The following is a 20,653-nucleotide window of genomic DNA, read 5'->3' as shown; positions in this document are numbered from 1 at the left end:
AAGGCATGCACTCCTGCCGGGGGCATGCCGGGCCCTCCCGGGTGTGTCGGCGCTGAAATAAAAAGTAGCATTTGTTGACGTCAAGGATACGTCTCTCTACCATCGCGCCACCATTTTGCTACCAGTTGTTTTTCGAGGGATCGAACATGTCTCCACTCGCCTTCGGGACGAGGATTTGCGTTGCGCTGCTGTGTGTTTCCGCTCTGAATACCGCTCAAGCCGCTTCTCTTGATAATACCCCCGGTATCACTGACCTGATCCGCGATCGTCAGGATCGCCTCCTCGAAGAACAGCGCCGCCGTCTCGAAGAACTCAAGGACCTGCCTGGCAAGAGTGCCACCCCCGTGGCACCCCAGGCACCGGTGGACAGCCGCTGCTTCCCGATCAAGACCATCGACCTGCAGGGCGCGGACTCGCTCTCCAGCGGTGAGCGCGAGCGCCTGCTCAAGCCCTACATCGGCCAGTGCCTGGGCGTGCCGCAACTCAACGAACTGCTCAAGGTCATCACCGACCTCTATATAGAGAAGGGGTTGGTCACCAGTCGCGCCTACCTGCCACAGCAGGACCTGTCCAGCGGCAACCTCAAAGTGCTGGTGGTCGAAGGCAAGCTCGAAGGGCTCAAGGGCGCCGAGGGCAGCGGCATTTCCGAGCGCGAGTTGAAGATGAGTTTTCCCGGCCGGCAGGGCGACCTGCTCAACCTGCGGGAGATCGAGCAGATGGTCGACCAGTTGAATCGCCTGCCGTCGAACCAGGCCCAGATGGAGTTGGCTCCGGGCAGGGAAGTGGGCGGCAGCGAGGTACTGGTCAGGAACAACCCGCAGAAACCCTGGCGGGTCGGCCTGTCGCGCCACAATGATGGTCAGCGCAGCACCGGCGAGCAGCAATGGGGCACCAGCCTCGACTGGGACAGCCCGCTGGGCCTGGCCGACCAGTTGTCGCTGCGTGCCGGCCACGATGCCATCAGCGATCACCAGAAGACCTCGCGCAACGCAATGTTCTATTACAACCTGCCGTTCGGCTGGTGGAACCTCAGCTACACCTACAGCGAAAGCGAATACCGTTCCCTGGCCAAGGCCAGCGGCTTCGACTTCAAGCAGACCGGCGACAGCCAGAACCACCAGTTGAAGCTGGAACGGGTGATCTACCGCGATGCGATGAGCAAGACCTCGCTCAACACCGGCGTGTCCTACCTGCGCACCAACAACTTCATCGAAGACAGCAAGCTGGCGGTCAGCAGCAACCGCATCAGCGAAGCGCAGTTCGGCATCAACCATGGCCGGCGCATCGGCGGCGCGTTCGTCAACGTCGACCTGGGCATGCAGAACGGCATCGGCGCCTTCGACGCCCAGGCCAACCACGACCCCAAGCCGGGTCAGGCCGATGCCCGCTACCGCAAGTACACCGCCACCGTCAGCTACCTGCAGCCGTTCAAGCTGTGGGGTGAGTCCTTCAGTTTCAGCAGCCTGATGACCGGCCAGCGCAGCGAAGACGTGCTGTTCAGCCCGCAGCGCATGAGCCTGGGCGGCCAGTCGTCGATTCGCGGCTACAAGGACCAGACCCTGGCAGGGGACAGTGGTGGCTACTGGCGCAACGACCTGCGCTGGAGCCGGCCGGTGACCTGGGACTGGATGCGTCCGGTCTTCGCCGAGTATGGCACCAGTATCGGTTATGACCAGGGCGTGATCCGCCGCGACCGCTACAACGCCGAGCAGCACGGGCGCATGACCAGCGACTCGCTGGAACTGTTCGCCCGCGGCCAGCACGTGGCGGCGACGGTGACCTTTGCCCATTCCCTGGAACGCCCGGCACCGATTACCGAGCGTGAGGCGCCGATCTACTTCCGCCTGGACTTCTTCCTTTAATTTTTTGCTTCGACCGATTCGAGATTTTCCGACATGGACGTTCGCCAGTTCGCCTTCCTCGCGGGGCAGCCTTCTGCTGCCCTGAAAAACCGTGACCATTTCCTCGGGTTGCCCAAGCGCGGGGTCGCCTTCCTGCTGGCGAACGTGATGTTCTGGCAGCCGTTGTGGGCCCAGGCCGATGGCATCGTCGTCAGTGCACCGGGAACCACGCTCGGGCAGGCGGGCAATGGCGTGCCCATCGTCAACATCGCCGCCCCGAATGCCAACGGGCTGTCGCACAACCAGTTCAAGGACTACAACGTCGGCAGCAACGGCGTCATCCTCAACAACGCCACCGACCGCACTCAGTCTACCCAGTTGGGCGGGATCATCCTCGGCAACAGCAACCTCAACGGTCGCGCCGCGTCGACCATCCTCAACGAGGTCAACGGCGGCAGTCCCAGCCAGCTGCGTGGCTATACCGAAGTGGCGGGGCAGTCGGCCCATGTGATCGTCGCCAACCCCTATGGCATCAGTTGCAACGGTTGCGGTTTCATCAATACCCCGCGGGTCACCCTCAGCACCGGCAAGGCGGTCATCGAGAATGGCCGGGTCGACCATTTCCAGGTGGATGGCGGGGCCATCGACATCGACGGAGCGGGCTTCAAGGCCGGGACCGTCGAGCAGTTCGACCTGATCACCCGCAGTGCCCGGATCAACGCCGAAATCTACGCCAGGCAGCTCAACGTCATCACCGGCCGCAATGATGTAAAGGCCGATGATCTGACCGCTGTGGCGCGGGCCGACGACGGTAGTGCGGCCCCGGCGCTGGCCATCGACAGTTCCGCCCTGGGCGGCATGTATGCCGGGGCGATCCGCCTGGTGGGCACGGAGAAAGGTGTTGGCGTGCGCCTGGCCGGCAACATGGCCACCAGCGCCGGCGACATCCAGATCGATGCCAACGGCAAGCTGACCATGGGCCAGGCCATTGCCAGCGAGGCGGTCAAGGTCACGGCCGAGAGCGTGGAGGCCAAGGAGGCGGTCTATGCCGGCAGCCAGCTCGATATCAAGACCACCGGCGACCTGCAGAGCAGCAAGAGCCTGGCGGCCCATGACGGCATCCGCCTGGAAAGTGGCGGCCAACTGGTCAACAGCGGCAGCATCGATGCCGGAGTCAACCAGGATGGCACTCGTAACGTCGAAGGCGATGTCACGCTGTTGGGCAAGACGATCCGGAACAGCGGTAATGTGATCGCCAGCCGCAAGATCGACGCCAAGGCCGGGCAGACCCTGGACAACCGTGGCGGCCAACTGGTGTCGGCCGAGACCGAGGTGCGCGCAGCCCGCATCGACAACCGCCAGGGCCTGATCAACGCCAATGGCGGCGCGGCCAAGGTGCATGCCGACGAGCAACTGGACAACACCGACGGCAAGCTGCTGGCCGGTACCGATCTGTTGCTGACGGGCGGCGAGGTCATCAACCGCAACGGCGCCCTGATCGCCAATCGCCTGACCGCCGATATCCTGAGCCTCGACAACAGCCTCAAGGGCCGTTTCAGTGCCGAGTCCGGCACGCTCAAGATCACGGCCCGACAGGACCTGAACAACCAGGGCGGTCGCCTGCAGTCCACCAGCGGTGCAGTCGACGTGACGGCGACGAACCTCGACAACCGCGAGGGTGTCGTGGTCGGCGAGCAGGTCCGGGTCTCGGCTGACCAGGGCCGTATCGACAACCGCAATGGCCAGGTCCTGGCCCGCCGGATCGAGCTGTCGGCCGCCGAGATCGATAACAGCGGGCAAGGCAAGGTCCTGGCCGGCAGCGAAGGACTGAAGCTCGCCGCCAACAAGGTGCTGAACCAGCAGGGCAACCTGCTTGCCGAAGGCAGCCAGGTTTCGCTGCTGCTGAACAAGGGCTCGCTGGACAACCAGGCTGGCAGTATCAAGGGTTCGGATGTCCAGCTCATTGCCGGGGATCTCGACAACAGCGCCCTCAACGGACAGTTGGGCCTGATCGCCAGCCTCAAGGGCAACCTCGAACTGACCGTGGACCGGATCATCAACCGGGGCGGCCTGGTGGAGTCGGCGGGCAACCTGACCGTCGACGGCGACAGCCTCGACAACGGCGCTGGTCAGTTGCGCGCGCTCAAGGGCGACGCCAGCCATATCGCGCTCAATGGCGAGTTGAATAACCAGAATGCTTTGATCGTTGTCGGTGGCACCACTTTCGGCCTCTCCGCGGCATCGCTGAATAATACCGGCGGCCGTATCGAGCACGGTGGCCAGGGGCTGTTCAGCCTGGGTCTTGCCAGCCTGCGCAGCGGCCAGGGCCGCATGACCGGCCTGGGCGCTGGCGACTGGAAGATCGGTAGCGTGGAGGGTGTGGGCACCTGGCAGCTCAATGGCGGGCTGACCTACACCAGCAGCCAGGCCCTGGCGCTCGCCGCAGGCGAGCGTATCGCCAGTGCCGGTGCGTTGAAGTTCGACATCGCCAGCCTGAGCAACGCCGGCGAACTGGTCAGCGACAACGACCTGACCCTCAAACTCGCGGGCAACCTGAGCAACAGCGGGGTGATCTCCTCCCTCAAGGCGCTGGAGATCACTGCTGTCGACCTGAACCAGTCCGGTGGTCGTCTGGCGAGCGGTGGCGATACCCGCCTCACGCTGCAAGGCACCCTGGAAAACCTCGGCCGACTGGTGGCCGACCAGGCCCTGGCGATCCAGGCGGCACGGATCAACAACCACGGCACCCTCGGTGCGCTTGGCGCTGTCAGGCTGACGGCGGCCAACGGCGTCTACAACGACAAGGACAGCCTGCTGTTCAGCGGCGCCGACCTGCGCGTTCGTGGCGACAGCCTGAGCAACTTCTACGGCGACATCTATAGCAAGGGCGACCTCAGCTTCGCCGCGCTGGATGACGGCAAGGCCAGTGTGTTCAGCAACCTCTCCGGCAGCGTCGAGAGCGAAGGCAATATCGACCTCAAGGCCAGCGAGCTGACCAACGCCAAGGCCGAGTTCGAGATGAGCAAGGGCGGGGCGGTTTCCGGCAGCCTGTCCTGGGTCTGTGGCCAGCACTGTGGCGGGCATGACTCGTTCAAGCGCGGCACCATCACCATCACCAAGGTCTTCAACGAACAGGCGCTCAAGGACTCGGCGGCAGCGCGCCTGGTGGCGGGCAAGGGCTTCACGGCCCAGGCGGACAAGATCGAGAACCGCTACAGCCTGATGGCGGCCAACGGCGACCTGACCCTGACCGCAGGCAGCCTGCTCAACCAGGGGGCGGTATCGCGCAAGGGCTACAACGTCATTCAGATCGGCACGCCAGGCCGGATCGATACCGGCTACTGGGACCAGATGGAGTCCTCCGATGTGCCGGCTTTCAACGCCGCCGTCGCTGCTGGCCATTTCGACGAGGCGCGTTTCAACGAGCTGATCAGCCGTTCCTCCGATAGTCGTTTCAGCCTGATGAGCGACGTCACCACCTGGAGTGCGGATGGCAACACTGTCTATGCCGCCACCATCCAGGCGGGCGGCAAGGTCAGCCTGAACGTCGCCCAGAACATCCAGAACGGCAGCCTGGTGGACAACACCCTGGCGCAACTGACGGGCACCTTGGGCGACAACCAGCTGGGCGCGAAAGTCGGCGGTATCGACATCGCGGTCAACGCGAGCAGCCCGCCGGCCCAGGCACCGAAGGATGTGACGCGGGTCGAGCACGTCAACGCGGATGGTAGCGTCGAAGTCAGCTTCGTGCCGGCCGACTTCAGTGGCTCGCCATTCGTGTCCGTCGATCCGACGGCGCTGCCGACTTTCCGCCTGCCCCAGGGCGACTACGGGATGTTCACCCAGAGCCGTAACCCCAAGGGCCAGTACCTGATCGAGACCAACCCGCAACTGACCGACCTGAAGAGCTTCTTCAGCTCGGACTACATGCTCGGGCAGTTGGGCTATGACAACCAGCAGGCCTGGCGCCGGCTCGGTGACGGCGGCTACGAAACCCGATTGGTCAGCGACGCGGTATTCGCCCAGACCGGCCAGCGTTTCCTGGCCAACGGCCTGACCAGCGAGTACGACCAGTTCCGCTACCTGATGGACAACGGCATCGCTTCGAAGGACCAGCTCAACCTGACCGTCGGTGTCGGGCTGACCTCGGCCCAGGTAGCGTCGTTGACCCACGACATCGTCTGGATGGAAGAGCGCGAGGTGCAGGGCGAGAAAGTCCTGGTGCCGGTGCTCTACCTGGCCAAGGTCGATTCCCGCGACATTCGCGGCGGCAGCCTGGTCCAGGGGCGCGACATCAGCGTGATTGCCGGCAATAACCTGGTCAGCGTCGGCACCTTGCGTGCCAGCAACGATGCCAGCGTGATCGCCGGCGAAAGTGTGTACAACGGCGGCCTGATGGAAGCCGGCCAGCATTTCTCGATGATGGCCCAGGACAGCATCCGCAATGCCATGGCCGGCGACATCCGCGGCAACCAGGTCAACCTGACGGCGCTGAACGGCGACATCGTCAACGACCGCACCGCCATCCTGGTCAGCGATGGCAGTGGCCATCGCACCATCCTCGATGACGGTGGCCATATCTCGGCCACCAGCAGCCTGAGCATGATTGCCGGGCAGGACCTGACCAACAAGAGCCAGATCAGCAGCGGCGGCGGCGCGACGCTCAAGGCCGGTCGCGACATCAACCTGCTGGCGGTGACTGACAGCAGCGAGACCCATGTCATCAAGAACGGTGGGCATAACAACACCGTGACCACGCGGGTCAAGAACCTCGGTTCCGGCGTGAGCGCCGAAGGTGACCTGGTGCTGGAGGCGGGGCAGGACATCAACGCCGTCGCCAGTACCGCCAAGGCGGGCAAGGACCTTGAAGTCAGCGCCGGTCGTGACCTGACGCTGATGTCGGCTGAAGACGAGGACAGCGTCGACACTCGCAGCAAGAAAGGCAAGAAGCGCATCCACGAGCTGGACAGCCATACCCAACAGGTCGCGAGCGAGTTCACCGCTGGTGGCAACCTGACGGCGCAGGCCAAGCAGGATGTGACGCTGGTCGCCAGTAACCTGAAGTCGGGTGGCGATGTGGGGGTGAATGCGGGGAACAACCTGCAACTGCTGGCGGCGCAGAACACCGACCATACCCTGTACGACATGAAGGAGAAGGGTGGCTTCGGCAACCTGAAACTCAAGCATGACGAAGTGACCCAGGTCACCCACGTCGGCAGCCAGATCACCACCGGCGGCGACCTGACGCTCAAGAGCGGTGGCGACCAGCGCTACCAGGTGGCGCAGTTGCAGAGTGGCAAGGACATCACGCTGGACAGTGGCGGGGCCATCGTCTTCGAGGGCGTGAAGGACCTGCACGACGAGAGCCATACCAAGACCAACAACAACTCGTTCTGGAACTCGGCCAAGGGCAAGGGCAACACCGATGAAACCCTGCGCCAGACCCAGATGATCGCCGAGGGCAAGATCACCATCAAGGCGGTCGAAGGCCTGAAGATCGATGTCAAGGAGGTCAACCAGCAGACGGTCAGCCAGACCATCGACGCCATGGTCAAGGCCGACCCGAAACTGGCCTGGCTGAAGGACGCCGAGCAGCGCGGCGACGTGGATTGGCGGCAGGTGAAGGAGATCCACGAGTCCTTCAAGTACAACACCTCGGGGCTGGGGCCGGCTTCGCAGCTGATTATCGCCATCATCATGGCGGCAGTGGTCGGGCCGGCAGTCATGACCGCCATGGCGGGCAGCTCGCCGGTGTTGGCGGCAGGTGTAGCTGCGGTGTCGACCAGCGCAGCGACCAATGCCACCACCAGCTTCATCAACAATGGCGGCAACCTGGGCGCGGTGTTCAAGGACGTGACCTCGTCCGATGCGATGAAGGGGTATGCCGTTTCGTTCGCGACCGCCGGGGTGACGCAGAGCCTTGGCTACAGTCCCGACAAGATAGGCTTCGACCTTCCGAGCGCGCAGACCGTTGCAATGAAGGTGACGGCCGATGCGCTGATCAAGACGGCGGTGTACGGGGGTAGTCTCAAGGACAACCTTGCCAGTGCCGCGACGAGCACGGCAATCAGCATCGGCGGCGCGGTGGGCGCCGGGAAGATCGGTGACCTTGGCCTCGACGAGGGCAGCCTGGAGAAGATCCTCCTGCATGCTGGCCTGGGTGGTCTGCTCTCCAAGGCAATGGGCGGCGACTTCCAGACTGGGGCGATTTCGGGTGGGGTTAACGAGCTATTGCTCGGAGCGGTCGGCGACAAGCTGATGCCGGCGAACTTGATCCCAGGATCGACCGAGTACATCAGGGCTGAAGCGAACCTGAAGGCACTTTCGCAGATTGTTGGAGTCTTGGGTGCTGTTGCCTCGGGAGGTGACTCTGGTATCGCATCTTCGGTTGCAGAGAACGCAACGCAATATAACTTCTTGAATCATAGAGATATTCAGGAGCTGTCCGAGAAAGCACGACGTTGTCAGGCCGAAGGTACTTGCGATCAGCTGCAGGCAGAAGCCAATGCCAGAGATGCTGCGAATCGCGAGCGGCTCATGGCTTGTCAAAAGACCGGGAACTGCCCTGAAATCCGAGCTGAAATTGATGCCGGCTCAAAAGCCGTGGATGAGTTCGTTGCGACACTTCCTGACGGAAAGGCAGCGGATATTCTTGGGAAATTTACTGGTTTTGGTGGTGGCAATACTCGCGACTGGACTACTGCTGGCCAGTTGCATATCGATCAAGTCGCTCATATGTTCGTAAATGGGGAGTCGGGCTGGGCTCCTTCGTTTGGGCAATGGCTGGACCAGACAGGATTCAATCCGTTTTCCGTCAGCGCACCAGGTTTGTCGGCAACTGTAGTCCCGGGGGGAAGCAAGGGAGCGTCTTCCTCTGTGAACAGTGGCTATGTCGATGTTCTGCCAGGAAATTCAGGGCGGCCTGGTGTGGGGGTGCCGGTTTCCCGAGCCGAAAACCCACTGAGCCCGGTATTGGAGTTTGATGCCTATGGCAATGAAATTGTTTACCGTACGATGTCTTTAGAGCATTTTAATACTCTCAAAGCTACAGGTTCTCTGTCAGGAACAGGAGAAACGTCCACCTCTCCGCTGTTGTCTTACTCGTCTGGCTATGATGGTGTAACCGTTCGGATAACGACTGCCCCGGGGACCTCTGCAAAGCTCCAAAGCATTGGTATTGCTGCAAACGAGCCTGCGATGAATCAGCTTTCCATGCCTATCGTCAAGGGGCCCTGGAACCAGGAGAATGCGCGTTTTAAGGTTGAGAAGGGTCAGATGACAACGCAGCTTGGCAAAGGCAAGGCGCTAGATATTTTTAATGAAAACATAGTTAAATTTGAAGTGGTTCCTAAGTGATTTTTGAGGTGGTTTCGTGTTTTTGAGTTTTAATGAGGCCGATGGGCCTATGAAGACCGTATATCTGCTATCTGAGGACTTGAAAAGGAATCCGGATCGGGTCGCTTTGACACAAGCCTTAACGTTGAATCCCAATAAGCCATTTTTAGGACTTAACGGGACTCATGGTCTTTTTGGGTCGGAAGAATGGTGGAAAAATATCGAGGAACGGAAAATTCCTCTTCTGCTTGTGTCTGGTATTGTAAAAAAAGTCTATTTTGCAGGGCAGGATTCTTCTACGGGGGTTAATTCATTCAGCTTGTTGCTGGACGATGGTTCTGTGAGGAATGAAAGCATCTACAGTGCTACCGCCAAGGAGGATCGTAAGCTTTTTGTTGTGGGGGCCAAGGTCCAGATTGCTTATGTCCTGGATGAGTTGAAACCGGGAGCGGTAAGTGGCAATGAGACCCATGTGGAGACTGTTCTGGAAATGGCCATCTCATTATGATTTGTCCTGTGTAGTGTTTTCCTGAAGGTGAAGGCGGCTATAGCAGCGATATTTCGGCCTCTACCCCATTGGAGAGCGTAAGGACAATGGGATGGATTTATTTTCTGATTTTGATGGTGTGAAAATAAACCCGTCGCTGAGGGTGCCAGTGCCTGGACTCTTGAGCTCGACCTGGGCCATGGGCTGCACCTTGCGAGCTGACCTTCAGCCGGGATTGAACGCGCTGAATCGGGCTGCGTGCTTCTCCAGTGGGAGATCCAGCCCATTGGCGATGTACGAAACTGTGCGGTAGAAGCCGGCGAGCATCAGCACCTCCAGAATTTGCTCCTCGTTCAAGTGTTCTCTTGCCAGTTCGAACTCGGCGGTGCTCAACGTAGCTCGATCATGCAGGGAGTCGATGGTGCTTAGCAGGGCCGCCTCATCGGCAGACCAGTGAGTCCCATTGAGCGGATACCGCAAGGTTTCGGCGATGTCTTCCCTGGAGAGGCCGGCAGCTCTTGAGAAGGCCAGGACATGCACCCCCCACTCGTACTCGCACCCCGTGCGTGCGCAGACTCTGTTGATCACCAGCTCCCGTTGGCGAAGGGTGAGGACAGAACCGTCCAGCAGCGAGCCTCCCATGAATTTGCGCCAGGCTCGTTCGCTCTTTGCAAGGGTCGAGAAAAGCACCAGGGGCGGTACGCCCGGTCCCATGATTCGATCGAATGCGGTTTGGATATCTTGCGGGTATGGAGCACTGAGAGGCGAAATGCGTGACATGGTGTATCCTCCGCTACTGATAATGTAGCAGTGAGGATTGCTACAGTAACCGTAGCAGTCAAGGCCAATCAGCATGAGTGATGACAGACCTACCAGCCCATCAATTGAAACCCCACGCCGGCCTATCATGGCGCTGCTGGATCTTTTGGGGCAAAAATGGGCTTTGCGAATACTTTGGGAGCTTCAAGGCGGCGAACTCAGCTCCAGGGCACTGCGTACTGCCGCTGGTGAGATTTCTCCCACAGTCCTTCAGGCTCGAATTCATGAGTTGCGCGAGGCGGGTATCGTTGAGTCCGGGAAAAGCGGTTACGGTCTAACCCGGCTGGGCATCGAACTCACGCAAGCGTTTCTGCCGCTTTACCGCTTCGCGGAAAAGTGGGATGAAGCCGTCAATTCACGGCCTGCCCAAAATAAGGCAGTTGCCGCGACGAAATCATGAAAGCGCAATGCCGAGCCGGCCGGCCCGTTCGGACATCCGAGGGTCGTTCCTCAGGCCTTCGGGGGAACTCCTGATGGAGCCTTTCGTTCGTTGAGTGTGGAGGGCGATGCAGGTCGATTCGTCATCAGCCTATGAAAGACGCCGACGCTTTTTACGTCGAAGGGGTACTCTGCACAGGAATGCGCTCCTTGGGCTTCGTCACGTCATAGACATGCAGTTCACAGCGCTGTTCGATGTACTGGAATTCCACCAGGTAAACCTTGCCGCTCTGCGGGGTAAAGCGGGTGTTGATCGGGCCGCAGGTATAATGATTGGCGGTCCCTAGGCTGCGGCCGTAACCCGATACCAGCAGCGATTGGTTGGCATCGGCCTGGACTTCCAACTGCGGGAAGTTTTTCAGCAGCGCGCTGCTGCTGGTTTCGTTGAGCTTGGCGATCCAGCCAAATACTTTCCCGCGGCCCGAGTCCACCACGCGTCCAAGGACTTCCAGGCGCTGGTCGGGGTCATTGGCGCGACTGATCGAATACTCCACGGGAGCGGTGCTGCCGGATGACTTCAGGATCACCTTGGCGTGCTCGGCATCGACCGCCACCTTTTTCTGACCCAGTTGCACCCCATCCTTCGCGAAACTGGGCGAAGAGTCCCGGACATTGGAGTGGCAGGCCGGTAATGCCAGGACGAGAGCGAGGGTCAGCAGTTTGGGGTTCTTCATGACTTATGAATATCCTTGAACATGTTCGTCTGAATGATGAAAAGGTACTGCTCAGGCCACTGAAGGTCGTCTGTACTCGACCTCCACCGGCAGCGCCTGCTGTGCCTCGGCAAGCCGGTTCCCGGCTACCAGCCCATGGATATGGCGAGCCAGCGGGGTCACGTCGGTGATGTTCCGTATCCACTCGTTGACGTAAAGCGCGACAGCTTCCTTGCCCAGGCCGATCTGGATGGCGCGGTGGGTCTGCGGTTGCAGGTGCAGGTCACGCTCCGGGTCCCACTGGATGCGGACCGGGGAGTTGTCCTTCAGGGCCTGCCATTGTTCCTGGCTCATCGATTCGTCGGGGTGGCTCGGGCAACTGTGTTCCAGGGCCCAGGCGAAGCCTTCGTGAGTGATGTCGATCGCCAGGATGCGGGTTTGGCCGGCGTCCTTCAGGCCCCAGCCGGCGCGGTACATCATCCAGAGGAAGGAAGGTTTTATCCAGGTCATCCGTTCCATCTTGAACGGCGGCGAGACGAAGGTCCCGTGGGCGAGGGCGGCCTCGGCGATGGAGTCCGAATAGGCCTGGTAGACGCGAATGGTCTGCTCGTCGTACTGCGCGCGGATCTGGCGAAGTGGAGGTGTAGGCAAATGATAGTCCTGTGGTTGTTTTGGCTATGGGGTAATCAGTGTTTCTCGGATGACGCGCGACGGCGCTTACTGCCGGCCCGTTCCAACAGTTCGTTGAGGACAAACCAGATTGTCATCAACAAACCGATGAACACGAAGGTGTTGTGGTTGTGGAACAGGCCCTGCAACTTGCCGGCAAGCCAGGCCGAGAGGACCATCAGAAAGACGAAGCGCAGGCCGGTCAGCACTGCGTGAAGGTACTCGTTACCGATATTGGCGGACATCCATGGCTCTCCCGAGCGTCTGAGAGGGGTGCAAAAGTCAGTGGTCTTGACCAGGCCGGGGTTCAAGGTTGATGGGGAATCACCTGATCCTTGTCCATTTCGTTCATCAACTGATCGAGCATCTGCCGGCGGTTTTCCACGCTCGACAGTGGCACGTACCAGGCCAGCACACTCCAGCCTTCGCGGGAATAGTTGTAGGTCTTGAGCAACTCGCCGTCCTTGTAGACCTGGCCACGCAGGTTGTCCTTGTAAGGGTAGGGCATCGGGAACGTGAAGAGGGTGAAGACGTTCAGCAGGCCCAGGTAGCTCGGACCACCGTCATAGGGCTCGCGGATCGACAGGCTGTAGCCACTGCGGCTGTAGCCGCCGTCGAGCATGGAGAACGCGCCGGTGTCCTTGAGCACGCCGATCATCTGGCGATGACGCTGCTCGTCGAAACGATTGTTGATGGAACCCAGGTCCAGGGTGACCGGGACGTAGGCGCGCTCGGCGTGGTAGTCGAGCGGCTTCAGGTTGTTGGTGCAGCCGCTGGTCAGCAGGGCGGCACCAAGCAGCGCAGCGGCAGCTGAAGGCTTCAGGCTCATTGTGCAGCTCCGACGGCAGGGATCAGTTGGTCCTGGCGCACGTCCCGGGCAAAGGCGCGGGCGATGCGGCCGAGGTTCTGGCCTTCCATCTCGCCTCCCTGATCCAGCAGCCAGGTGTATTTGCGGGTGCTGTTGCGATAGCGGTATTGCTTGAGACGCTGGTCGCCGCGCAGGACGGTGAACTCGGTGTCGGTATCGATTTCCTTCGACAACGGCAGCATGAACAGGGTGGCGCAACTGAGCAGAACCACCGGGAACGGCGGGTACTCGCGCTGCATCTTCAGTTTGACCTGCACGCTGTACTCGTCGGCCTTGCCGCTGCCGGTTTCGATGTTGCGGAAAACCCCGGTCTCGCGCAGGTGGTTGCGCAGCGTCGACGACTGCAGGGGGTCGTCGACCATCACATGGATGGGCTGCAGGTAGTCCTGGCCATCGGCCAAGGTGCTGTCGGGCAGGGTGTTGGTCGCGGTGCAGCCGGTCAGCAGGCTCGCGGCGACGAGGCCGGCAAGTGTTCTCATGGTTTGACTTCCGTGGCGCCGGCAGGCTTGCCGGTGGTCGACGTGGGGGCGATGAACAGGTAGGGGGCGGCGCTCTTGAGATCCAGGTTCAGGCGCTGCAGCGGCGGCAGGGCGGGCTGCTGGCGCAGGGCGATGGCACCATCGCGGGCGAGTTGGTCCCGCCACAGGAAGGCGCAGCGGTCGCCCATCAGGCACATCGAGCGGAATTCGCCGAGGTAGTAGGCCTTGCCGGCTTCGAGCCGTAGCGGCAGGTTGAATTTTTCCCGGGCCTGGCGCGAGGTGAAGGTGGTGCCAAGCCCAGGCGTGTACTGGGCGGAAAAGAACTGGAAATCGTAGAACTCGTAGTCGCCGGGCTTGAGGGGCAGTACGAAGACACTGGCGGCGCCGTCGCCATCCTCGATGTCTTGCGGGGTCTGGTTGCCACCGCGCATCCACAGGCCGGCGGCGCCATAGGCGGAGCCGCGTTTGCGGATAAGCAGGCGCTGGTTGTCGGCCGGGGAGAGCTTGAACGACTGTGGGCCGATGGAACCGACCAGGTAGGCCACGGGCTCACCGCTGGCCGGTTGCAGCGGGTCGCTGACGAGTGAGGCGCTGTGGGTGATACAGCCGCTGAGCAGGCCGACGAGAAAGAGGATGGCCGAAGCCTTGATGACGCGGAACATGGACTTCCCTGATTGAACTGACGGTCAAGCACCGGTGTCGATTGGAAAGTCATGATGGCGGCCTTCCTGGCACACGGGTTTTGCGAGGCGAAGCCTAAGGGAAGTGCTGGCGTTTTGCTAGCGATCGGTCGTGATTTTCGAGTTATTGACGCCCGAAATCCGTCGCGGTTTTTTTGGGGGCATCGAGCCGGGCAAGAAAAGGCACCGGAACATCGGTGCCTTTCCGGTTCAACGCGACAACGACTCAGCGATAGCGCTCCAGCCAATGCGCGTAAGGCGCCGGCAGTGTCCAGGCGGCCTTGTCGACGCCCAGCTCCTTGGCTGCGGCGTAGGCCCAATGCGGGTCGGCCAGGTGCGCACGGCCTACCGAGACCAGGTCCAGGTGCCCGGCCTTCAGGGCGCCTTCCGCCAGTTGCGGGGTGCCGAAGCCCCAGGCCGAGGTCACCGGGATATCGGCTTCGCGCCGCACGCGCTCGGCGATCGGACCCATGAAGGCCGGGCCCCATGGGATGTTGGTGTCGGGGATGGTAAAGCCGACGCTGACGCTCAGCAGGTCCAGGCCGCCAGCCTTGAATCGGCGGGCCAGTTCGATGGACTCGGTGAGGGTCTGCTCGTCACGGCCGTCATATTCCAGCACGCCGAAACGCGCGGTGAGCGGCAGGTTTTCCGGCCAGACTTCACGCACGGCAGCAAGGGTTTCCAGCAGGAAGCGGCTGCGGTTTTCGAAGCTGCCGCCGTAGGCGTCGGTGCGCTGGTTGGAATGCTCGGAGAAGAAGCTCTGGCCCAGGTAACCGTGGGCAAAGTGCAGCTCGATCCACTCGAAGCCGGCATCGCGGGCGCGACGGGCGGCATCGACGAAGTTCTGCTTGACCCGGGCGATGTCCTCCAGGGTCATGGCCTTTGGTGTTTTGGGCAGGTGCGCGCCGAAGGGCAGGGCGGACGGCGCGATGGTCTGCCAGCCGCGGGCATCGGACTCGGCAATGTGATCATCGCCTTCCCATGGCCGGTTGGCGCTGGCCTTGCGGCCGGCGTGGGCGATCTGGATGCCGGGCACCGAGCCTGCGGCCTTGATGGCCTTGACCACGGGAACGAAGGCCTGGGCCTGTTCGTCGTTCCAGATGCCGGCGCAGCCGGGGGTGATGCGGCCTTCCGGTGCCACGGCGGTGGCCTCCACCACCAGCAGGCCGGCGCCGCCACGGGCCAGGCCGGCAAGGTGGACCTGGTGCCAGTCGTTGATCAGGCCGTCGGTGGCCATGTACTGGCACATCGGTGGGATCGCGATGCGGTTGCGCAGCGTGACGTCCTTGAGCTTGTAGGGTTCGAACAGTGCCGACATGGAAAATCTCCAGGAGACGATGGATGGGTTGATTCGTTTGTTCGATGGTAATCGAACTATGGCAATAAAGGGAAGTCTTGTTATCATTCCCGGCATGCGAGAATTCAAACACCCGGCCCCCGAAGACCTCATGCTCGAACGCGTGCTCTACGCCTTGAGCGACCCTGTGCGCATGGAAATCGTCCGCAGCCTGGCCGGTGTGGCCGAGGCGAGCTGCGGTGAGCTGGATGGCGGGCGGCCCAAGTCGAGCATGTCCCACCACTTTCGCGTGCTGCGCGATGCGGGGCTGGTGCACACTCGCAACGTCGGCACCACGCACATGAATTCATTGCGCCTGGAAATGCTCGACACGCGTTTTCCCGGGTTGCTCGGCTGCATTCTGTCCCAGCGCTGATCCAGGCGCCTGCCGGGTGCGCAACGCTTTCAGCGGCTGAAAACACGCAAGCCGCAAACCTGTTTCTCCATGGTTATCCTCCCCCTGCAAGTGCGTAAATCCAGGTAGAAAACGAGGATTCACGGGCGGCCGGGTTCGTCGCAGGCTGTCCGGGAATTCTAAAGGTCTTTCCACGGATACGGATGACACTTCGATGTTCTGGCGCCGGTTGCTGAAAATAAACCCCGCAGATTCAGACTCCCATGGGGCAGGGCCGGCAGTCGGGTACTTCATCCCGCAGTCGGCTGCCGAACTCCTTGCGACGCCGCGCCGGCAAGCGCTGCTCGGGCAGATCTGGCAACTCGTTTCGCTGTCACGCGACCAGTTCGATGGGCTCTATCTCAAGCCCATCGAGCGCTGTGCCGAGCTGGCCCAGCAGTTTCCCGCCTCGCGGCACGCTCATCACGCCTACCCCGGCGGCTTGCTCGACCACTGCCTGACTACCACGGTCTATGTGCTGAAGTTGCGCCAGTCGCGCCTGCTGCCGGCTGGGGCCAGTACGCAAGTGCAGGGCGTCCAGGCGGAGGCCTGGAGCGTCGCCACGGCCTATGGCGCGTTGTTGCGCGATCTCGGCAGGATCATCGTCGACATGAGTGTGCAGTTGTCCAACGGTGCGGCATGGTATCCCTGGATGGGGCCACCCGAGCGACCCTACCGCTTCAAGTACCTCAACGACAGTCCGGACCAGGCTCATGTCGCCGCGGCTGGCCTGTTGTTCACCCAGTTGGTGTCTCATTCGACACTCCAGTGGTTGAGTGGCTACCCCGAGCTCTGGAGGGCCTTGATCCATGTTCTGGCGGGGCACGATGAAAAGGCCGGCGCCTTGGGTGAACTGCTGACCCAGGCTGACCAGGCATCGATTGCCGATGGGCAGGAGGGCAGTTCGGCGAGGATGTCTCAACCGCCACCCGCCGAAGTGGTTCCGAAGCCGGTGGTTGCGCTGGCCTGTGCCGAGGCAAGCGACGATGGGGGCGACAAGGCCAGGGGGGAGGCTTTCATCCGTTGGCTTCGCGACGGCATCCTCACCGGCAGGATCGTGACCAACACCGCTGCGGCAAAGGTTCACAGTGTTGCCGGCACGGCGTTCATGGTGTCCCCGGCCATCTTTCACCGTTATGTCCAGGAGCACCCCGAGATAGCCGAGCTGGCCAAGTCGCAGGACACCGACGATTGGCGCTGGGTTCAGCGCTGTTTCGAGAAACAGCGGGTGCATCGCAAGGGCAGCAAGGGCCTGAACATCTGGACTTGCGAGCTTCAGGACCTGCGCAAGGTCCGCGACCTCAAGGGCTACCTGCTCAAGGACCCGCTGCTGATCTTTGCCGAGGCCCCGGCGGACAATCCCTCCTTGCGGTTGAAGGAGTGACTCGCGCAGCGGGTCCAGGCTGCTTCGGTCGCCAGGGAGAAAAGAGCGCACGGGGCGCTTTTTTCTCTCGACAGGGCTCAGCGGGAGGCGACCATCCTGGCCCGGGCCGCGTGCAGTTTCCGGTAGCTGTCGATCAGCCGCTGATGGCGGTCGAGACCTTCGAGCTTCATGCTGGTCGGCGTCAGGCCGAAGAAGCGCACGCTGCCGTCGATCGAGCCCAGCACCGCGTCCATGCGCGGGTTGCCGAACATGCGGCGGAAGTTGACTTCGTAGTCGGCCATCTCCAAATCGTCGTCCAGCACCACTTCCAGCGCCACGTTAAGGGCCTGGTAGAACAGGCCGCGCTCGACGGTGTTGTCGTTGTACTGCAGGAAGGTTTCGACCAACTCCTTCGTTTCCTCGAAGTTCTGCAGCGCCAGGTGGATCAGCAGCTTCAGCTCCAGGATGGTCAACTGGCCCCAGGCGGTGTTTTCGTCGAACTCGATGCCGATCAGCGTGGTGATGTCGGTGTAGTCGTCCAGTTCGCTTTCTTCCAGCAGGCCGACCAGCCCTTGCAGGCCTTCCTCGTCCAGGCGGTGCAGGTTGAGGATGTCTTCGCGGAAGAACAGTGCCTTGTTGGTGTTGTCCCAGATCAGGTCGTCCACCGGATAGATTTCCGAGTAGCCCGGCACCAGGATGCGGCAGGCCGACGCGCCCAGGTGCTCGTACACCGCCATGTAGACTTCCTTCTCCAGGCTTTCGAGGATGCCGAACAGCGCGGCGGCTTCCTCGGCGTTGGAGTCTTCGCCCTGGCCGGAGAAGTCCCACTCGACGAATTCGTAGTCGGCCTTGGCGCTGAAGAAACGCCACGACACCACGCCGCTGGAGTCGATGAAGTGCTCGACGAAGTTGTTCGGCTCCATCACCGCCTGGCTTTCGAAGGTCGGCTGCGGCAGGTCGTTCAGCCCCTCGAAACTGCGCCCCTGCAGCAGTTCGGTCAGGCTGCGCTCCAACGCCACTTCGAAGCTCGGGTGCGCGCCGAACGAGGCGAACACACCGCCGGTGCGCGGGTTCATCAAGGTCACGCACATCACCGGGAATTCACCGCCCAGGGAAGCATCCTTGACCAGCACCGGGAAGCCCTGTTCCTCGAGACCCTGGATGCCGGCCAGAATCCCCGGGTACTTCGCCAGTACTTCCTGCGGCACGTCCGGCAGGGCGATTTCGCCTTCGAGGATTTCACGCTTCACCGCACGCTCGAAGATCTCCGACAGGCACTGTACCTGCGCTTCGGCCAGGGTGTTGCCGGCGCTCATGCCGTTGCTGAGGAACAGGTTCTCGATCAGGTTGGACGGGAAGTACACCACCTCGCCATCCGACTGGCGCACGAACGGCAGCGAGCAGATGCCGCGCTCGGTGTTGCCGGAGTTGGTGTCGTACAGGTGTGAACCGCGCAGCTCGCCATCGGGGTTGTAGATCGCCAGGCAGTGCTCGTCGAGGATTTCCTTGGGCAGGGCGTCCTGGCGCCCGGGCTTGAACCAGCGTTCGTCCGGGTAGTGGACGAATTCGGCGTTGGCGATCTCTTCGCCCCAGAACTGGTCGTTGTAGAAGAAGTTGCAGTTCAGGCGCTCGATGAACTCGCCCAGGGCCGAAGCCAGGGCGCTTTCCTTGGTCGAGCCCTTGCCGTTGGTGAAGCACATCGGCGACTGCGCATCGCGGATATGCAGCGACCAGACGTTTGGCACGATGTTGCGCCATGAGGCGATCTCGATCTTCATGCCCAGGCCCGAGAGGATCGAGGACATGTTGGCGATGGTCTGTTCCAGCGGCAGGTCCTTGCCGGGAATGTAGGTGCGGGTGGGCGAATCGCTGCTCGGCATCAGCAGGGCCTGGGCATCGGCGTCCAGGTTTTCCACTTCCTCGATGACGAAGTCCGGCCCGGTCTGCACGACCTTCTTTACCGTGCAGCGGTCGATGGAGCGCAGGATACCCTGGCGGTCCTTGTCGGAGATGTCGGCGGGCAGCTCGACCTGGATCTTGAAGATCTGGTTGTAGCGGTTCTCCGGGTCGACGATGTTGTTCTGCGACAGGCGGATGTTGTCGGTGGGGATATTGCGGGTTTCGCAGTACACCTTGACGAAGTAGGCCGCGCACAGGGCCGAGGAGGCCAGGAAATAGTCGAAGGGACTCGGTGCCGAGCCATCGCCCTTGTAGCGGATGGGTTGATCGGCCACCACCGTGAAGTCATCGAATTTGGCTTCGAGTCGGAGGTTGTCGAGAAAGTTGACCTTGATTTCCATGCGGGATTACCAGAAGAGCGAAAATACGAATGGCCGCTATTATCCGGTCTTTTCGCCGGGAAGGAAGCGATAGCGGACGAGACTGCGGATCTTCGCGGTTGCGCCGCCTGGCTCAGGTGGCAAACACCTGCTCCACCGTTTCCGAAACATAATCGAGTACGGCCCGGATCAGCGGTGACTTGCCAAGGTCGCCATGCACCACCAGCCAGATATCGCGGTAGAAGCTTTCGCCATCGCAGGGCAGGGGCCTGAGCGCCGGGTCAGGGTCGCCGATGAACAGCGGCAGTCCGGCCACGCCAAGGCCCGAGCGCGCGACCCGTTGCTGGGTGCTGATGTCGCTCACCTCGCAGACCACCGGGCGGCCTGCCGCCACGGACAGCAGCCATTGCTGGTGCGGCATGTCGGCATACTGCGCGTCATAGGCGATGAAACCCCAGTCTTGTGGCTGTGTCGCGTGGGCATAGTCGTGGGCGCAATAGAGCCCGAACGGCATGCGCCCGATGCGGCGGGTGACGTTGGCCGGTTCGCTCGGCCGAAACAGCCGGACCGCGATATCGGCCTCGCGGCGTTCCAGGGATACGCTCTGCGCCTGGTTGGCCATCGACAGCTGAATGCCTGGGTGACGTGTCCTCAAGGGGGCGAGCCGATCGGCGAAGAAGTTCGTGCCCAGTACCGGCGGTACGCTCAAGGTGACCTTGCCGGACATGTTCGCCTGTTCAGCGCTGGCCAGGCGTTCGATGCCGAATGCGGCCCGCTCCATGTCCTGGGCGAGCCGGTGGATCTGCATGCCCATGGCGGTCAGGCTGCATCGGCGCGGCAGTCGGTCGAGCAGCCTCACGCCCAGTTCGGCTTCGAGCGCCGACAGGCGCCGACTGACCGTCCCATGGTCGACTTTCATGTGCCGTGCGGCGCCAGAGAGGCTACCGGCCTCGACGATCGCCACGAAGTAGCGCAGGTTTTCCCAGTCCAGCATCTGTGCGTTTTTCCCGAT

The 20,653-nt window shown here is 61.8% G+C and carries 16 protein-coding genes; 6 read left to right on the top strand and 10 right to left on the bottom strand.

What is annotated here, in order from left to right; all coding sequences use genetic code 11:
* Positions 1–146: 146 nt before the first annotated feature.
* Genes ACM62G_RS30730 through ACM62G_RS30720 form a run of 3 tightly spaced genes read left to right on the top strand, consistent with a single transcriptional unit; the run spans position 147 to position 9,684 of the window.
* Positions 147–1,862 carry a ShlB/FhaC/HecB family hemolysin secretion/activation protein gene (locus ACM62G_RS30730; protein WP_419736390.1) on the top strand — a complete coding sequence of 572 codons (1,716 nt, stop codon included), beginning with the start codon at positions 147–149 and terminating at the stop codon, positions 1,860–1,862.
* Positions 1,863–1,895: 33 nt separating this feature from the next.
* Positions 1,896–9,197, top strand: a complete 7,302-nt coding sequence (locus ACM62G_RS30725; RefSeq protein WP_419736389.1) for a DUF637 domain-containing protein — start codon at positions 1,896–1,898, stop codon at positions 9,195–9,197.
* A 16-nt stretch (positions 9,198–9,213) separates the two neighbouring features.
* The gene (locus ACM62G_RS30720; RefSeq protein ID WP_419736388.1) at positions 9,214–9,684 is read left to right on the top strand and encodes a hypothetical protein; all 471 of its coding nucleotides are present in this window, start codon (positions 9,214–9,216) and stop codon (positions 9,682–9,684) included.
* 204 nt (positions 9,685–9,888) lie between these two features.
* On the opposite strand, the gene ACM62G_RS30715 is transcribed toward ACM62G_RS30720, so the two are convergent.
* Positions 9,889–10,443: a carboxymuconolactone decarboxylase family protein gene (locus ACM62G_RS30715; protein ID WP_273820423.1), complete on the bottom strand. Its 555-nt coding sequence runs from the start codon at positions 10,441–10,443 to the stop codon at positions 9,889–9,891.
* A 73-nt stretch (positions 10,444–10,516) separates the two neighbouring features.
* Between ACM62G_RS30715 and ACM62G_RS30710 the strand changes: the two genes are divergently transcribed.
* Positions 10,517–10,882: a winged helix-turn-helix transcriptional regulator gene (locus ACM62G_RS30710; RefSeq protein WP_273820424.1), complete on the top strand. Its 366-nt coding sequence runs from the start codon at positions 10,517–10,519 to the stop codon at positions 10,880–10,882.
* A gap of 151 nt (positions 10,883–11,033) precedes the next feature.
* Here the strand turns inward: ACM62G_RS30710 and ACM62G_RS30705 are convergent, their stop codons facing one another.
* From ACM62G_RS30705 to ACM62G_RS30675, 7 genes are all read right to left on the bottom strand, one after another.
* Positions 11,034–11,594, bottom strand: coding sequence for a hypothetical protein (locus ACM62G_RS30705; protein WP_054056699.1), 561 nt, complete (start codon positions 11,592–11,594; stop codon positions 11,034–11,036).
* A gap of 51 nt (positions 11,595–11,645) precedes the next feature.
* Entirely contained in the window at positions 11,646–12,224 is a 579-nt protein-coding gene (locus ACM62G_RS30700) for a DUF4291 domain-containing protein (protein WP_054056698.1), read from the bottom strand.
* Between the two features lie 35 nt (positions 12,225–12,259).
* A complete protein-coding gene (locus tag ACM62G_RS30695) occupies positions 12,260–12,487 on the bottom strand; it encodes a hypothetical protein (RefSeq protein ID WP_273820427.1) in 228 nt (75 codons plus the stop codon).
* 62 nt (positions 12,488–12,549) lie between these two features.
* The gene (locus tag ACM62G_RS30690; protein ID WP_054056696.1) at positions 12,550–13,071 is read right to left on the bottom strand and encodes a hypothetical protein; all 522 of its coding nucleotides are present in this window, start codon (positions 13,069–13,071) and stop codon (positions 12,550–12,552) included.
* Positions 13,068–13,589, bottom strand: a complete 522-nt coding sequence (locus ACM62G_RS30685) for a hypothetical protein (protein ID WP_054062626.1) — start codon at positions 13,587–13,589, stop codon at positions 13,068–13,070. Before ACM62G_RS30685 ends, ACM62G_RS30690 begins: the two co-directional genes overlap by 4 nt.
* The gene (locus ACM62G_RS30680) at positions 13,586–14,251 is read right to left on the bottom strand and encodes a hypothetical protein (protein WP_054056694.1); all 666 of its coding nucleotides are present in this window, start codon (positions 14,249–14,251) and stop codon (positions 13,586–13,588) included. Before ACM62G_RS30680 ends, ACM62G_RS30685 begins: the two co-directional genes overlap by 4 nt.
* Before the next feature lie 244 nt (positions 14,252–14,495).
* Positions 14,496–15,587 carry an NADH:flavin oxidoreductase/NADH oxidase gene (locus ACM62G_RS30675; protein WP_054056693.1) on the bottom strand — a complete coding sequence of 364 codons (1,092 nt, stop codon included), beginning with the start codon at positions 15,585–15,587 and terminating at the stop codon, positions 14,496–14,498.
* A 58-nt stretch (positions 15,588–15,645) separates the two neighbouring features.
* On the opposite strand from ACM62G_RS30675, the gene ACM62G_RS30670 reads away from it, so the two are divergent.
* A complete protein-coding gene (locus ACM62G_RS30670; protein ID WP_054056713.1) occupies positions 15,646–15,981 on the top strand; it encodes an ArsR/SmtB family transcription factor in 336 nt (111 codons plus the stop codon).
* 193 nt (positions 15,982–16,174) lie between these two features.
* Positions 16,175–17,383, top strand: a complete 1,209-nt coding sequence (mobH, locus tag ACM62G_RS30665) for a MobH family relaxase (protein WP_419736387.1) — start codon at positions 16,175–16,177, stop codon at positions 17,381–17,383.
* A gap of 77 nt (positions 17,384–17,460) precedes the next feature.
* Here the strand turns inward: mobH and ACM62G_RS30660 are convergent, their stop codons facing one another.
* Together ACM62G_RS30660 and ACM62G_RS30655 are read right to left on the bottom strand one after the other, a co-directional pair.
* On the bottom strand, positions 17,461–19,662 hold the full coding sequence (locus ACM62G_RS30660; protein ID WP_273820431.1) for an OsmC domain/YcaO domain-containing protein: 2,202 nt from the start codon (positions 19,660–19,662) through the stop codon (positions 17,461–17,463).
* Positions 19,663–19,774: 112 nt separating this feature from the next.
* Positions 19,775–20,635 (bottom strand): LysR family transcriptional regulator, encoded by an 861-nt coding sequence (locus tag ACM62G_RS30655; protein WP_419736386.1) that lies wholly within the window; start codon positions 20,633–20,635, stop codon positions 19,775–19,777.
* Positions 20,636–20,653: the final 18 nt, after the last annotated feature.

The sequence above is a fragment of the Pseudomonas sp. COR18 genome (assembly GCF_048568395.1).
Taxonomy (GTDB): Bacteria; Pseudomonadota; Gammaproteobacteria; order Pseudomonadales; family Pseudomonadaceae; genus Aquipseudomonas; species Aquipseudomonas fuscovaginae_B.
This window is presented reverse-complemented; position numbering and strand designations above follow the sequence as displayed.